Origin of the sequence: Streptomyces sp. ISL-43, from assembly GCF_018614195.1 — a bacterium.
In the GTDB taxonomy this organism is placed as follows: Bacteria; Actinomycetota; Actinomycetes; order Streptomycetales; family Streptomycetaceae; genus Streptomyces.
Genome location: NZ_JAGGOT010000032.1, coordinates 13,028 through 26,761, shown reverse-complemented (window position 1 = coordinate 26,761; position 13,734 = coordinate 13,028). Strand labels below are relative to the sequence as shown.

General features: G+C 73.8%; 14 protein-coding genes. 8 read left to right on the top strand and 6 right to left on the bottom strand.

Going from position 1 to position 13,734, the window contains the following annotated elements:
• Positions 1-10 precede the first annotated feature (10 nt).
• Positions 11-1,090, top strand: coding sequence for a helix-turn-helix domain-containing protein (locus J7F03_RS18645; RefSeq protein WP_214950787.1), 1,080 nt, complete (start codon positions 11-13; stop codon positions 1,088-1,090).
• Positions 1,091-1,195: 105 nt separating this feature from the next.
• Here J7F03_RS18645 and J7F03_RS18640 read toward each other — a convergent pair whose 3' ends face one another.
• On the bottom strand, positions 1,196-2,356 hold the full coding sequence (locus J7F03_RS18640; protein ID WP_214950785.1) for an alkaline phosphatase PhoX: 1,161 nt from the start codon (positions 2,354-2,356) through the stop codon (positions 1,196-1,198).
• Between the two features lie 314 nt (positions 2,357-2,670).
• Between J7F03_RS18640 and J7F03_RS18635 the strand changes: the two genes are divergently transcribed.
• On the top strand, positions 2,671-3,135 hold the full coding sequence (locus J7F03_RS18635; RefSeq protein ID WP_214950783.1) for a group III truncated hemoglobin: 465 nt from the start codon (positions 2,671-2,673) through the stop codon (positions 3,133-3,135).
• Positions 3,136-3,308: 173 nt separating this feature from the next.
• The gene (locus J7F03_RS18630; protein WP_214950781.1) at positions 3,309-3,716 is read left to right on the top strand and encodes a VOC family protein; all 408 of its coding nucleotides are present in this window, start codon (positions 3,309-3,311) and stop codon (positions 3,714-3,716) included.
• 3 nt (positions 3,717-3,719) lie between these two features.
• On the opposite strand, the gene nirD is transcribed toward J7F03_RS18630, so the two are convergent.
• From nirD to J7F03_RS18615, 3 genes are read right to left on the bottom strand one after another with little or no spacing between them, the layout of a single operon-like run.
• Complete coding sequence (gene nirD / locus J7F03_RS18625; protein WP_214950779.1) at positions 3,720-4,055, bottom strand: nitrite reductase small subunit NirD; 336 nt, start codon at positions 4,053-4,055, stop codon at positions 3,720-3,722.
• On the bottom strand, positions 4,052-6,604 hold the full coding sequence (nirB, locus tag J7F03_RS18620) for a nitrite reductase large subunit NirB (protein WP_214950778.1): 2,553 nt from the start codon (positions 6,602-6,604) through the stop codon (positions 4,052-4,054). The genes nirD and nirB overlap by 4 nt, the downstream gene beginning before the upstream one ends.
• 2 nt (positions 6,605-6,606) lie before the next feature.
• Entirely contained in the window at positions 6,607-7,920 is a 1,314-nt protein-coding gene (locus J7F03_RS18615; RefSeq protein ID WP_214950777.1) for an NAD(P)/FAD-dependent oxidoreductase, read from the bottom strand.
• Between the two features lie 182 nt (positions 7,921-8,102).
• Here J7F03_RS18615 and J7F03_RS18610 point away from each other — a divergent pair, with 182 nt between their 5' ends.
• Genes J7F03_RS18610 through J7F03_RS18590 form a run of 5 tightly spaced genes read left to right on the top strand, consistent with a single transcriptional unit; the run spans position 8,103 to position 12,084 of the window.
• Complete coding sequence (locus tag J7F03_RS18610) at positions 8,103-9,383, top strand: ferredoxin reductase family protein (RefSeq protein WP_308379716.1); 1,281 nt, start codon at positions 8,103-8,105, stop codon at positions 9,381-9,383.
• A gap of 51 nt (positions 9,384-9,434) precedes the next feature.
• On the top strand, positions 9,435-9,734 hold the full coding sequence (locus J7F03_RS18605; RefSeq protein WP_214950776.1) for a hypothetical protein: 300 nt from the start codon (positions 9,435-9,437) through the stop codon (positions 9,732-9,734).
• Between the two features lie 37 nt (positions 9,735-9,771).
• Complete coding sequence (locus tag J7F03_RS18600) at positions 9,772-10,548, top strand: TSUP family transporter (RefSeq protein WP_214950775.1); 777 nt, start codon at positions 9,772-9,774, stop codon at positions 10,546-10,548.
• Between the two features lie 22 nt (positions 10,549-10,570).
• Complete coding sequence (locus tag J7F03_RS18595; RefSeq protein ID WP_214950774.1) at positions 10,571-11,575, top strand: class I SAM-dependent methyltransferase; 1,005 nt, start codon at positions 10,571-10,573, stop codon at positions 11,573-11,575.
• Complete coding sequence (locus J7F03_RS18590; RefSeq protein WP_214950772.1) at positions 11,572-12,084, top strand: hypothetical protein; 513 nt, start codon at positions 11,572-11,574, stop codon at positions 12,082-12,084. The genes J7F03_RS18595 and J7F03_RS18590 overlap by 4 nt, the downstream gene beginning before the upstream one ends.
• A 34-nt stretch (positions 12,085-12,118) precedes the next feature.
• Here J7F03_RS18590 and J7F03_RS18585 read toward each other — a convergent pair whose 3' ends face one another.
• Together J7F03_RS18585 and J7F03_RS18580 are read right to left on the bottom strand one after the other, a co-directional pair.
• Positions 12,119-12,739, bottom strand: coding sequence for a class F sortase (locus J7F03_RS18585; RefSeq protein WP_214950770.1), 621 nt, complete (start codon positions 12,737-12,739; stop codon positions 12,119-12,121).
• 297 nt (positions 12,740-13,036) lie between these two features.
• Complete coding sequence (locus J7F03_RS18580) at positions 13,037-13,585, bottom strand: hypothetical protein (RefSeq protein ID WP_251072128.1); 549 nt, start codon at positions 13,583-13,585, stop codon at positions 13,037-13,039.
• Between the last annotated feature and the right edge of the window lie 149 nt (positions 13,586-13,734).

Genomic DNA, 13,734 nt, shown 5'->3' with positions numbered 1-13,734 from the left:
TGGGGGTTCGGTGCTGCGTATCCATTTCACTGGAGTGGACCTGGCACGCGTAAGGATGGCAGGGCGTCCCGATGCGTTGTGGGAAACGATTTTGAGTTTTCACCGATTAAGAGACCGGCGGGATGCCCGGCTCTTCGGTGATTGGCGTACCGAAACCCGGAGCAGGTTGAATGGTGAAACACGACTTCTCGGCGCACTGATACCGAGCCGCGGGTATTTCCCCGATTTCCTCACGCCCGTCGAGGGGCAGTACGGATGGGACGTCGGCCTCGACGCCCTGCGCGCGATCCGCCCCGAGCGGATGCGGCGCGAGCTCCTGATGCTCGGCCAGGGCGCGGGAGCGGGCTCGGGCATGGCGGCGGCCTTCGGGATGCCCTCGGCGGCGGGTGCGGGCGGGGGCGCCGACGGTCCGGTCCCCAGGCGGCTGCGCGACTTCATGGAGGGCGCCACCGCGCACCTGCCCCGGCTCCTCGGAGAACTGCGCGGCTACCACCGGGCGGCCGTGGAGCCGTACTGGACCCACATCCAGGCCCAGATCGAGGCCGAGCGGGCCGCGCGCGGCCGGGCGCTGCTCGACGGCGGAGCGGACGAGCTGCTCGCCTCCCTGCCGCCGATGCTGCGCTGGCGGGCTCCGGTGCTGGAGTGCGACTACCCCGTGGACCGTGACGTACGGCTACGGGGGCGCGGGCTGCTGCTCCAGCCCTCCTTCTTCTGCCGGCGCACGGCGGTGACCCTGCACGATCCGGAGCTGCCGCCGGTACTGGTCTATCCGGCCGCGGCGGAGCTGGGCTCGGCCCAGGTCGGCTGCGAGGCGACCCGCCCGGCGGCGGAGCTGCGCCAGTACCGCCAGCGCACCCTGGGCAAGCTCGTCGGGCACACCCGCTCGGTGGTGCTCGAGGCCATAGGGGACGGAGCCACCACCAGCGAGCTGGCCCGGCGTGCCGGGGTCTCGCTGGCCTCCGCGAGCCAGCACGCCGGGGTGATGCGGGAGGCCGGCCTCGTCACCACCCTGCGCCGGGGCAACGCCGTCCTGCACACGGTGACGCCGCTGGGGGCCGCGCTGCTCAAGGGCGGGGCCGTGGCCTCATGACCGCGGCCGCACCCCGGCGGGGAGGAACCCCCGCCGGGGTGCGGCCGATGATGCCGTGCGGCGCCTATCCCGGGAGGCGCCGTGAGGCGTCCCTCCGGGACGTGTTCAGACCCGGAACGGGCCGGTCACCTCGTAGGTGATGCCGCCGGTGGAGCTGCCGCTCGTACCGCGCTGGCTGCTGAAGTAGAGCCGGTTCCCGGCGGGGGAGAAGGCCGGGCCGGTGATCTCCGAGGAGGACTGCCCGGTGACCCGCAGGAAGGGGGCGACCACGTCGTCCGGGGTGATCACGCAGATCTCCAGGTTGCCGCCGTCCTCGGCGACGTACAGGTCGCCGAACGAGGACCCCGTGACGTTGTCGACGCCTGTCAGGGGGGCGCCGCCGCCGGGCACCAGGGAGTCGTCGTAGGCCAGCTCGTAGGTGCTGTTCGCGAGGTTGAGCTGCCAGACCCGGTTGTCGCCCTTGGTGGTGAACCAGACCGTGTCGTTGGCGTAGTGGCAGCCCTCGCCGCCGTTGAACTTCTTGGAGCCGGAGACCTGGGTGCGGGTGGTGGTCGGGGAGCCGTCCGGGTCGGGGACGTTCTGCCAGGTGAAGGACCCGGAGGTGGCGGTTCCGGCGACCATCGCCTGGAGGGTGCCGGAGGAGAGGTCGCCCCAGGTGGTGGGGATGAACCGGTAGAAGCAGCCGCTGGTCTCGTCCTCGGTCAGGTAGATCACCTGGCGCACCGGGTCGGCGGCGGCCGCCTCGTGCTTGAACCTGCCCATCGCCGGGCGCTGTACCGCCGTGTTCACGCCGTACGGGTCGGTCTCGTACACGTAGCCGAGGCTGACCTCCTCGCAGGACAGCCAGGTGTTCCACGGGGTCTTGCCGCCCGCGCAGTTCTGCCGGGTGCCGGAGAGGATCCGGTACGCGCCGGTGATGGTGCCCGAGGAGTTGAACTTGACGGCGCTCGCGCCGCCGGAGGGGTTGATCTCCGAGTTCGACACGTAGATCCAGCCCGAGCCGTCGGCGAAGCAGGCGCCGCCGTCCGGGGCGCTGTGCCACTTGTACGTGGTGGGGCCGACGTTCTGGCCGGAGCGGGCGATCACGCGGCTGCTGAAGCCGGTGGGCAGCATGATGCCGTTCGCGTCCGCCGCGCCGAGCGCCCCGTAGGGTCCGGCGCCGGGCTGGGCGGGGGCGGCGTAGGCCGCCCCGTGCATCAATGTGCCGCCGAAGGCGGCGGCCGAGGACCCGATGACGGCCCCGCGGAGGAAGGTACGACGTTCCACGGTCACTCCTGTGGGAGGAGAAGCTCCGCGCCCGGTCGGGCGGGGAGTCGCACTCGCGTGGAGGAACTTAGAAGTGCCGAGTTGACGTGAAGTCAATTCCAAATGGCGCGGGGGCGACCGGTTCGGGGTCAATCCGCCAGGAGGGATTCCGGGAAATCCGAGCGCTCTTTTCGGAGGGTCCCGCGGACCTCCACGGCACCGGCGCCCGCCGGCCCGCCGGCGGCCGCGCGGGCCCGGCGGGGTACGGCGAGATGTGACGCACTACGGGACTTTCTGCCCTGGGGAGTGCCCCGGTACGGGAGGATGGTGGACTCATGAGCCACAACGCCGCCGTCTGCGACATCTCCGGCCGCGCCGACCTGGACGTCGTGCTGCGCCGCTTCTACACGGCCGCCTTCGCCGACCCGCGGATCGGGCCGTTCTTCACCGAGATCGCCGGCACCGACCTCGACGTGCACCTGCCCCGGATCACCGACTTCTGGGAGCGGGCCCTCTTCCGCAGCGCCGACTACCGGCGCAACGCCTTCGCCCCGCACGCCGCCCTCCACTCGGCCCGCGAGATGACCGCCGGGGACTTCGGCCGCTGGGTGCAGCTGTGGCGCGCCACGATCGACGGACTGCACCAGGGGCCGAACGCGGAGCGAGCCAAGGCGCAGGGCGAGCGGATCGCGCTGACCCTGCACAAGCGGCTCGCCGGCGCGGACGAGGAGCTGCCGCGCGGCGAGGGCACGGTGGGCTTCGTACCGCTGGCAGCCCTGGAGCTGCGCTCGTTCGCCTGACCCCGTGTGGCCCCGTCCGACCCCTGTCTGGTCCCGTCTGTCCCGTCTGACCTGCGGGTTCGTCCTCCGCCGAGAAAATCCGGAAAAGTTTCGCCCGGAGCGATGAGTTCTCCGGGGCCCCGCGGTCTATCCCTCGAAAGCAACGGGAACACACCGAGAGAAGAGGGACCGCGATGTCCTCCACCATGATTTTCGTCAACCTGCCGGTCAAGGACCTCGACGCGACGAAGGCCTTCTGGGCCGGGCTCGGCTACTCCTTCAACGCCCAGTTCACCGACGAGAACTGCGCCTCGATGCCGATCAGCGACACCATCGTCGCGATGTTCCTGACCGAGGCCCGCTTCAAGGACTTCACCCACAAGGCCATCGCCGACACCGCCACCACCACCTCGGTGCTCCTGTGTCTGAGCGCCGAGAGCCGTGCCGCGGTGGACGAGCTCGTCGACGGGGCCCTCGCCGGCGGCGCCACCGAGCCCCGCGCCGCCCAGGACTACGGCACCATGTACGGCCGCGCCTTCGACGACCTCGACGGCCACACCTGGGAGATCATGTGGATGGATCCGGCGACGGTCCAGGCCTGAGCCTCACACCGAGGTCGCGGCAGTCCGCACCGGATACGTGCGGACCGCCACCTCCTCGTCGTCCAGGCAGCGCCCCGTCTCCAGGTCGAAGCGCTGCTTGAGCAGCGGCGAGGCCACGAAGGTCCGCCCTTCCGCGGTGCCGAGCAGCCCGCGCGAGAGGACGTACGCCCCGGTGAAGGGGTCCCGGTTGGTGATGGCGTACGGGCGCCCCTTGCGGTCGAGGAACACCGCGGCCTGGCTCCCGTCGGGCAGCAGGGCCGCGACCCCGCGCCCGGGGACGAGCTCGGAGAGCTCGCACACCGTCAGCCAGCCTTCGTCCACCTGCAGTTCGACGGTCATCGGGTGCCTCCCAGGGATCCAACGGGCTCAAGGGTGAGGATGGTCAGGTCGGGCTTGACCTGGTCGCGCTCGGGGACGAACTTCACGGTCGGGTCGGGGGCGCCGGGAGCGTTGACGAAGGACACGAACCGGCGCAGCCGTTCCGGGTCCTCCAGGGTCTCGGCCCACTCGTCGCGGTAGTGCGCCACGTGGTCGGCCATCAGCGACTCCAGCTCCGCGCACAGCCCGAGCGAGTCGTGCACGACGACGTCCCGCAGGTGCCCGAGACCGCCCTCCAGCCGCTCCAGCCAGGTGGAGGTGCGCTCCAGCCGGTCCGCCGTGCGGATGTAGAACATCAGGAACCGGTCGATGAGCCGGATCAGCTCGGCGTCGGACAGGTCCTGGGCCAGCAGGTCGGCGTGGCGCGGGGTGGCCCCGCCGTTGCCGCCGACGTAGAGGTTCCAGCCGCTCGCCGTCGCGATGACCCCGAAGTCCTTGCTCTGCGCCTCCGCGCACTCGCGGGCGCAGCCGGAGACCGCCGACTTGAGCTTGTGCGGGGCGCGCAGGCCCCGGTAGCGCAGCTCCAGGTCGATGGCCATCCGTACGGAGTCCTGGACTCCGTAGCGGCACCAGGTCTGGCCCACGCAGGACTTCACCGTCCGCAGGGCCTTGCCGTAGGCGTGCCCGGACTCGAATCCGGCATCGACGAGGCGGGCCCAGATGCGGGGGAGCTGGTCGACGCTGGCGCCGAAGAGGTCGATGCGCTGCCCGCCGGTGATCTTCGTGTAGAGGCCGAAGTCGCGGGCCACCTCGCCGATCACGATGAGCTTGTCGGGGGTGATCTCGCCACCGGGGATGCGCGGGACCACCGAGTACGAGCCGTTGCGCTGCATGTTCGCGAGGAAGTGGTCGTTGGTGTCCTGCAGGGCCGCCTGCTCCCCGTCCAGGACGTAGCCGCTCGCGCCGAGGGTGGGGGCGAGCGAGGCGATGATCGAGCCGATGGTGGGCTTGCACAGCTCGCAGCCGTCCCCGCCGCGCGCGCCCTCCCGGCCGTGGCTGTCCAGGAGCTGCTGGTAGGAGCTCACGCGCAGAGTGCGCACGATCTCGTAGAGCTCGGCGCGGGTGAAGGCGAAGCAGTCGCAGAGCCCTTTGTCGGCGGCGGGCGGCATGAGCTGCCCGATCACCTTCAGGCAGCTGCCGCAACCGGTGCCCGCCTTGGTGCACTTCTTGACCTCGGGGACGGTCGCGTGGGCGGTGATGGCCTTCTTGGTGACGTTGTGGCAGGAGCAGATCACCGCGGTGTCGGGGAGCGAGGCCGGGCCCAGGGCGACGGGCGCACCGGCCCCGGCGGGCAGCACCAGCTGCTCGGGGGTGACGGGCGGTACGGAGCCGGTGAGCGGGCGCAGCAGGCCGTAGGAGTCGGCGTCGCCGACCAGGACGCCGCCCAGCAGGACGCCTTCGGAGGAGACGACCACCTTCTTGTAGACGCCGGAGCGGGAGTCGGAGTAGACGACGTCGAGGCTGCCGGCGGTGGCGCCGTGCGCGTCGCCGAAGGAGGCCACGTCCACGCCGAGCAGTTTGAGCTTGGTGGAGAGGTCGGCTCCGGTGAACTCCTTCTCGCGGCCCAGCAGGTCCTCGGCGGCCGTCTCGGCCATCTCGTAGCCGGGGGCGACCAGGCCGTAGACGCGGCCGTCGGCGGCGAGCGCGCACTCGCCGATGGCGTAGACGTGCGGGTCGGAAGTGCGGCAGTGGGCGTCGACGGCGATGCCGCCGCGCTCGCCGACGCTCAGGCCGCTCTCGCGGGCGAGCTGGTCGCGGGGGCGGACGCCGGCGGAGAAGACGACCAGCTCGGTGGAGACGGTGGAACCGTCGGACAGCTTCATGCCGGTGACCGAGCCGTCGTCGCCGGTGACGACCTCCTGGGTGCCGACGCCCGTGTGGACGGTGAGGCCCATGTTCTGGATGGTGCGCAGCAGGGCCGCGCCGCCGCCCTCGTCGACCTGGGCGGGCATCAGCCGGGGCGCGAACTCCACGATGCGGGTGGCGAGCCCGAGGCCCTGGAGCGCGCCGGCGGCCTCCAGCCCGAGCAGGCCGCCGCCGACGACGGCACCGCTCGTGCGGGTCTTGGCGTACTCCTCGATCGCCAGGAGGTCCTCGATGGTGCGGTAGACGAAACAGCCCGGGGCGTCCTTGCCGGGGACGGGCGGCACGAAGGGGTAGCTGCCCGTCGCGAGCACGAGCACGTCGTACGGGAACACGCGCCCCGAGCGGGAGGTGACGGTGCGGGCCTCGCGGTCGATGGTCTCGGCGGGATCGTCGAGGTGCAGGGTGATCCCGTGGTCCTCCATGAAGGAGGCCGGGGTCATCGAGAGGTCCTCGGGGGTGCTGCCGGAGAAGTACGAGGTCAGGTGCACGCGGTCGTAGGCCGGCCGGGGCTCCTCGCAGAGCACGGTGATCCGGTGCGTGGCGGTGGCGCCGCGCTCGGCGAGTGCCTCCAGGTAGCGCTGGCCGACCATGCCGTGGCCGATGAGCACGATGGCGGGGGTGGGCGTGGGCGTGGCTGCGGCCATGATCAGGAGCCTCCGTCGTCGGTGAGCAGGTGGTGCAAGTCGGTGAGGGTCTCGCCGTCCTCCCAGCTGCGGGCGAGGGCGCCCACGCTGGAGAGCTCGCCGAGGAGGACCCCGCCGACGAGGCGGTCGCCGCGGACGACGACCTTGCGGTAGGTGCGGCGCGTGGCGTCGGTGAGGCGGACCACGTCGTCGCCGGGGAGCGGGGTGGTCTCGCCGAAGGCGGCGAGGTCGAGGGGCCGGTCGCCGCCGGCGGTGAGGGTGAGCCGGGTCAGGGCCCGGGTGCCGGAGTATCCGGAGGCATCGCCGGCGGCGCCGGCGATGCCCTGGCCGGTTCCGAGGAGGACGTCGGCGAGGGCGTCGGCCTGTTCCAGGGCGGGGCCGGCCAGGCCGTACACCCGGCCCGCGTGCTCGGCGCAGTCGCCGATCGCGTGGATGCGGGGGTCGCTGGTGCGCAGCCGGTCGTCGACCACGATGCCGGTGCGGACGTCGAGCCCGGCGGCCAGGGCGAGGCCGGTGCGCGGCCGCACCCCGCAGGCGAGCACGACGATGTCGGCGTCGAGGCGGTAGCCGACGGCGAGCTCGACGCCGGTGACCCTGTTCTGGCCGGTCCGCGGGACCTGCGGGGTGGTGCGGGCCGCCGCCGGGCCGGTGGCGGGGCGGGTGTCCCCGTCCGGGCCGGACGTCGTGAGGCCGCGCACCCGGCACTCGGTGTGGATCTCGACGCCGAGCGCGGTGAGGTGCGTGTGCAGCAGGGCCGAGGCGTCCGCGTCGAGCTGGCGCTCCATGAGGCGCTCGCCCTGCTGCGCCAGCACGACCTGCGCGCCGCGCTCGGCGAGGGCGCGGGCCGCCGAAACGCCGAGGAGGCCGCCGCCGATCACCACCGCGCGCACGCCGGGGCGGACGGCGGCGGACAGGGCCAGGCAGTCGTCCATGGTGCGGAAGGCGTGGACCCCGGAGGGGAGGTCCCGGCCCTCGGGTTCGAACAGGCCGCGCAGCGCCGGGAGGACCGGGTTCGACCCGGTGGCCAGCACCAGGGTGCCGTAGGGCTCGACCGTTCCGTCGTCGCAGTGCACCACCTGCTCGGCCCGGTCGATCCGCACCGCCCGCACGCCCCGGCGCAGCGCCGGGCCGGCGGCGGGCAAGGCCGTCACCTCCGGTGCGTACCGGCCGGCCAGGACTTCCGCGAGCAGGACCCGGTTGTACGGGACGTGCGGTTCCTCGCCGAGGACTGTGACGTTCCCGCCCAGCCGGGCGGCGAGCCGCAGGCCCGCGAGGCCGCCGCCGATCACCACCACGCGCTGCTGTTCCGAGGTCATGACACGAGGGTGCGACGCTGCTGTTTCCCCTCGGCACCGTCTTTGTTACCCGGACGGAACGCCGACCTCAGCGTCCGGGTTAAGGGTCCGTGAGGCGTTCCTCAAGGCCGCCTTAAGGATCATCCGCCGGACCCGGCGGCCGCGCGGACCGCCCTTAGCGTGGCCCGTATGGAGATGCGGCGGTGCGGGTCAAGGGCGGAATGCTGGGCGGGGCGGGGGCCGTGACCCTGCTGTGGGCCGCCCAGGTGCGGCCCTCGGCCCGGCTCGACGCGCTGTTCGCGACCGCCGCCCACCTGTCCGGGCTGCTCGCCGGGTACGGGGTCCTGGTGCTGCTGTTCCTGATGGCCCGCGTCCCCGCCGTCGAGCACGGGGTGGGCGCCGACCGGCTCGCCCGCTGGCACGCGCTGGGCGGCCGGCACGTCCTGCTGCTCTGTTTCGGGCACGGGCTGTTCGCGCTGTGGGGGTACGCCGTCCACGAGGGGGTCGACGTGCTCTCCGCCGTCCGGGAGCTGCTCGGCTACCCGGCCGTGGCCGCCGCGGCGACCGGGACCGTCCTCCTGGCCGCCGTCGGCATCACCTCCGCCCGCTCCGTACGCCGCCGCGTCCCGTACGAGACCTGGCGCGGGGTGCACCTGCTGGTCTACCTCGCCGCGGCCCTGGCCTTCGGGCACCAGCTCGTCGGGCCCGACCTGGCCCTGGTCGCCTGGTTCTGGGCCCTCGCCCACGCCGTCGTCGCCGTCCTGCTCGTCTGGTACCGGGCCGTGGTCCCCGTCCGCCAGGTCCTGCGGCACGCGCTGCGGGTCGCCGAAGTCCGCGTCGAGGGGCCCGGGGTCGTCTCCGTCGTCGTCTACGGGGAGCACCTCGCGGAGCTGCGCGCGGAGCCGGGCCAGTTCCTGCGCTGGCGGTTCCTGCAGCGCCGGCTGTGGCACACCGCGCTGCCGTTCTCGCTGTCGGCTCCGGTCCGCGGGGACACGCTGCGCATCACGGTGAAGGCGCTGGGCGGCCACTCCCGCCGGATCCGCCGGCTGCGCCCGGGCACCCGGGTGATCGCCACCGGCCCCTTCGGGGCGCTCACCGCCGCCCGGCGGACCCGGCCCAAGGTGCTGCTGATCGCCGGCGGGGTCGGGATCACCCCGATGCGGGCCCTGTTCGAGACCCTGCCGGGCGGGCCGGGGGACATCACCCTGCTCTACCGGGCCGGGGCCGAGGAGCACCTCGTCCTGCGCTCCGAGCTGGAGGCCATCGCCGCGCAGCGGCGGGCCGGGCTGCACTACCTGCTCGGGCGCTCGGACGCCGCATACGATCCGCTGGCTCCGCAGGCGCTGCTCGCGCTGGTTCCCGACCTGGCGGAGCACGACGTGTACCTGTGCGGGCCGCCCGGGATGGCGGACGCCACGCAGGCCGCGCTGCTGCGGGCAGGGGTGCCGGGCGGGCGGATCCACTCCGAGTGCTTCAGCTTCTGAGGCGCCGCCGCCCTTGAGCCCGCTTCCGTCCCCCGAGAGGTCGCCGCACCCATGCGTAACCCGCTGCACGTCGCCCTGTCCGTGTCCGTACCGCCCGGGGCGACCGCACCGGCCGGGCCCGCGGCGCCCGCCGCCGCCCGGCACCGCAGGCCCCGTACCTCCCCTGCGCACGCCGCGTGGACCGCGCTGGCCCGCGTACCGCCCGCGCGGCGGCTGGCGGCCGGGCTCGGGCTGGCCAGCGTGCTGGCCGCGAGCGTGCTGACGGCGGCGGTGGACCCGTCGGCTCCGGTGGCCCCGGACCGGGCGCCGGCCCGGCAAAGCTCAACCTTTGCGCAAGTTTCCGGGGATTGATGGCTGGTGCACCCACCTGCTCCGTAGGGTCGGTGCCGTGCCTGACATATCGACAACCATGATCATCGTGCTGTGCGTGGCCGCCGCCGCGGCGGGCTGGATCGACGCCGTCGTGGGCGGCGGCGGCCTGCTGCTCCTGCCGGCCCTGCTGCTCGGCCTGCCGAACGCCCACCCCGCGACCGTCCTCGGCACCAACAAGGCCGTGGCCATCGTCGGGACCTCGGGCGCGGCCGTGACCTACCTGCGCAAGACCCGGGTGGACGTGAAGCTCGCCGTCCGCATCGGCCTGGCGGCGCTCGCCGGCTCGATGGGCGGGGCCGCGCTGGCCGGCGGGATCAGCAAGGACGCGCTGCGTCCGATGATCATGGTCGTCCTGGTGGTCGTCGCCGGCTTCGTGCTCTTTCGGCCCGCCTTCGGCACCGCCCCCGGCGCGACCCCCGTCAGCCGGCAGCGCGTCCTGCTCGCCATCGCCCTGGCCGGCCTCGGCATCGGGTTCTACGACGGCCTCATCGGGCCCGGCACCGGCACCTTCCTCGTCCTGGCCCTGACGGCCCTCCTCCACCTCGACCTGGTCACCGCCTCCGCCACGGCGAAGATCGTCAACGTGTGCACCAACGCCGGGGCGCTCGCGATGTTCGCGTACCAGGGCATGGTGCTGTGGCAACTGGCCGCGCTGATGGCGGCGTTCAACCTGGCCGGTGCCATGATCGGCGCCCGCATGGCGCTGAAGAAGGGCAGCGGCTTCGTACGCGGCGTCCTCCTGACGGTGGTCGGCGCCCTCGTGCTCAAGCTGGGCTTCGAGCAGTGGGGCTGACCCTGGGCGTAAAGTTCCGCTCGTGCACCTCCTCGAGATATCCGACCTGATCACCGTCACGGACCCGCGCACCGGGGAGCGCCTCCCGGTCCGCCGCGATGACGTGATCCGCAGGCTCCGGGAGTCCGGGGACCGGCGCGCGGCCCGCATCGTCGCCCGGCTGCCGGCCGGCCCGGACGACGTGCTCGACCCGCTCGCCGTGGACCGCCTGATGATCGGCGTCCACACCGAGATGCAGCGGCTCAGCGAGGAACTGCGCGTCGACGAACGCCTGGTGCACGTGATCGGCCCGCTCTTCGAGGCCATCCGCGAGATCGCCGGCCGGCGCGGCCGGTTCCGACTCGTCGACATCGGCTGCGGGCTCGGCTACCTGATCCGCCGGCTCGCGGCCACCGGCGCCCTGGGCCCCGGCGTCGAGCTCATCGGTGTCGACCTCGACGCCGCACTGGTCGCAGAGGCCGACCGGCTGGCCCGCGCCGAGGGGCTCGACTGCCGGTTCGTCCACGGCAACGCCTTCGACCTGCCGGAGGTCGCCACCGTCTACGTCTCGACCGGGGTGCTGCACCACTTCCGCGGCCCCGCGCTCGGGGAGTTCTTCGAGGCCCAGGCCGACTCGCCGGCCCTCGCCTTCTGTCATTTCGACATCGCCGCCACCGGGCTGGCACCCGTCGGCGCCTGGATGTTCCACCGGGCCCGAATGCGCCACCCGCTCGGCCGCCACGACGGAGTCGTCTCCGCCCGCCGCGCCCACTCCGACGAAACCCTGCTGCGCGCCGCGAGCGTGCCCGGCATCCGGCCCCTGCTCTACGAACCCCGGAGCCTGGCCAACCCCTTCTGCACCACCCTGCGCCCGATCCTCGGCGTCCGGCCCGAGCTGGAGGAGCCGCTGCGCCGGGCCCTCGGCCGCGACTCCCGCCGGCTCGTGGGCGCGGAGCGGCTGAGCCCCGGCCGGCCGGCCGGCCCCGGGCTGCCCGGCGCCGCGGGCACCGGCGCTTCGACCGGAGCCTCCCTCGGGTCCGCACGGTGAACCCGGTCCTGCCGCTCGCCGTCCTCGGCCTCGTCGACGCCGCGTTCAGCGGCTTCCGCGCCTACGCCGGCCGGGACGCCCGGATCCGCAAGCACCGAGCCATCGCCCGCGCGGCCCTGCGCGGCCTCGGCGTCGGCGCGGTCCTGCTGCTCGCCCCCGCGCTCACGGCCGGCGGCGTCCTGCTGGCCGCCGACGATCCGGACCGGGCGTACGGCGCCCTCGCCGACGGCGGCGCCGGCTTCCTCGTCCCGCTCGGGGCCTACGCCCTCGCGGTCGCGCTCTCGCTCGCCGCCTACTTCGCCCTGCCGTTCCGGGCCAGCACCCTCGCGATGGTGATCGGCCTCGGGCCGCTGACCCTGGCGCGGCCGCTGTTCGTGGCCGCCGCCTGTGCGGGCGCGCTCCTCGCCGGGGGCGGCTGGACCTCGCTCCTCGTCGGCGCCGTCGCGGGCGCCGCCGTCCTGTGCGTCGAGCCGTACGTCCACCGCCGCTGGTACGCGCCGTCGTTCTGAGACCGGCGCGTCCGGGCCCGCCCGGCCGGGTGCCTCAGTACGTGCCCGTGAGGTGGGCGAAGACGACCACGTTGCCCTGGTAGCCGGTGCGCGGGGTGAAGCCGCCGCCGCACGTGATGACGCGGAGCTCGGCGCGCGGCGAAGACCCGTAGACGCGGGTGTCGGGGAAGGCCCTGGCGTCGTAGACCTCCACCGCGTGGACCGTGAACACGGCCGTACGCCCGTCCGCGCGGGCGACCTCGATCAGGGCTCCCCGGCGCAGCGCCCCGAGGTGGTAGAAGACCGCCGGGCCGGTCGCGTCGTCCACGTGCCCGGCGACGACCGCGGTGCCGGTGGCGCCCGGGGTGGTCCCGTCGCGGTACCAGCCCGCCAGGTCCCGGCGGGCGGGCGGCGGCACTTCGAGGCTGCCGTCGGACTGGAGCCCGAGCCCGGTGAGCGGGGCGTCCACCCGGATGGAGGGGATCTTGATGCGGGTGGGCGGGGAACCGCTGAGCGGGGCGATCGCCCCGGGGTACTGGGCGTGGGCGCTCAGCGCCTCGCCGGGGGAGGGCAGCGGGGGCCGGACCCGCTCGCCCGAGCCGCTGCCGACGAGCCAGACTCCGATGCAGGCGGCGAGCGCCACGAGCCCGCCGGAGCGGGCTCGGCTTGCGTCCATCGCGGGCCCCCTAGTGCTGTGGCCGGGAAGGTTTGCCGGGTCGCGGTGTTCGGTGCGGTGCGTCGGAAGGCGGAGGGCCGCGGCTCGTACTGGACGTACGTCCGTGGTCCGACGACGCGGCGAGGTGCCGTGTCGGGCGCCGCGACCCGGTGGACCCCTCCGGTCGCAGCACCAGCCCTTCGCGCCTTCGTTCCTTGACTGGCCGTCGCCCGGCCCCGCGAACGGGGGGGACCTCGCGGGGCGGGCGACGGGGGACGGTACCGGTCGGACCGCGGCCGGAGCCGCGGTGGGCGTCCGTCAGCTCCGCGTGCCGCTCGCCCGGCGACGCAGGAGCCAGGTACCGCCGGCGGCGGCCGCGACCAGTACTGCCGCTCCCGCCGCGATCTTGGCGGGGTCGGCGGTGGTGGTCGTGCCACCGCCCACCCCGGTCCGCACGTGGCCCTGAGGGCCGCGGTCGTGCTCGGTGACGATCAGGTCGCCGGTGGCGAACTTGCCGTTCGCACAGGTGGCGCCGATGCCGTAGGTGCCGGGACGGGTGCCGCGGGCGACCTGGAACTGCCCCACGACCACCTCCTTGCGGGTCCCCGGGGTCAGCTTGAAGCGGCCGCCCCCGACGGTGGTGGCATCGCCCTCGGCGTGGCTTGCGGGGCCGCAGGCGCTGGTGTTCACCGTGACGGTCGTGCCGGGGGCGGCCGACTTGGGCCAGACCTCCAGCGGGGCGAAGTCCCCGGCCGCGAAGCTCGCCATGCCCAGGTCCACGGCGGCGACCGCACCGGCCACCGGGCCGGTGAACGCGGCAGCGGTCAGCGCGGTGGCGGTGAGCGCGTGGGCTGTGCGTCGGCGCATGGGAGGTCTCCTGTGGACACGGGGTCGTGTTTCCGAGGTAACCCGGGCGCCCGGGCCGGCGCCTGCTGATGTGGTGTCAGATTGAGCCCCGGGATGCCCGCGAGTGTGCCGTTTGTGCAGGTCAGCGGCTGTGATGGGCCATCCGTGGA

What these genes read in the sequence shown, in the direction of transcription:
- J7F03_RS18635 (WP_214950783.1), top strand. Translation starts at nt 2,671, where the DNA reads ATGAGCCACAACGCCGCCGTCTGCGACATCTCCGGCCGCGCCGACCTG.
- J7F03_RS18630 (WP_214950781.1), top strand. Translation starts at nt 3,309, where the DNA reads ATGTCCTCCACCATGATTTTCGTCAACCTGCCGGTCAAGGACCTCGAC.
- nirD (WP_214950779.1), bottom strand. Translation starts at nt 4,055, where the DNA reads ATGACCGTCGAACTGCAGGTGGACGAAGGCTGGCTGACGGTGTGCGAG.
- nirB (WP_214950778.1), bottom strand. Translation starts at nt 6,604, where the DNA reads ATGGCCGCAGCCACGCCCACGCCCACCCCCGCCATCGTGCTCATCGGC.
- J7F03_RS18615 (WP_214950777.1), bottom strand. Translation starts at nt 7,920, where the DNA reads ATGACCTCGGAACAGCAGCGCGTGGTGGTGATCGGCGGCGGCCTCGCG.
- J7F03_RS18605 (WP_214950776.1), top strand. Translation starts at nt 9,435, where the DNA reads ATGCGTAACCCGCTGCACGTCGCCCTGTCCGTGTCCGTACCGCCCGGG.
- J7F03_RS18585 (WP_214950770.1), bottom strand. Translation starts at nt 12,739, where the DNA reads ATGGACGCAAGCCGAGCCCGCTCCGGCGGGCTCGTGGCGCTCGCCGCC.
- J7F03_RS18580 (WP_251072128.1), bottom strand. Translation starts at nt 13,585, where the DNA reads ATGCGCCGACGCACAGCCCACGCGCTCACCGCCACCGCGCTGACCGCT.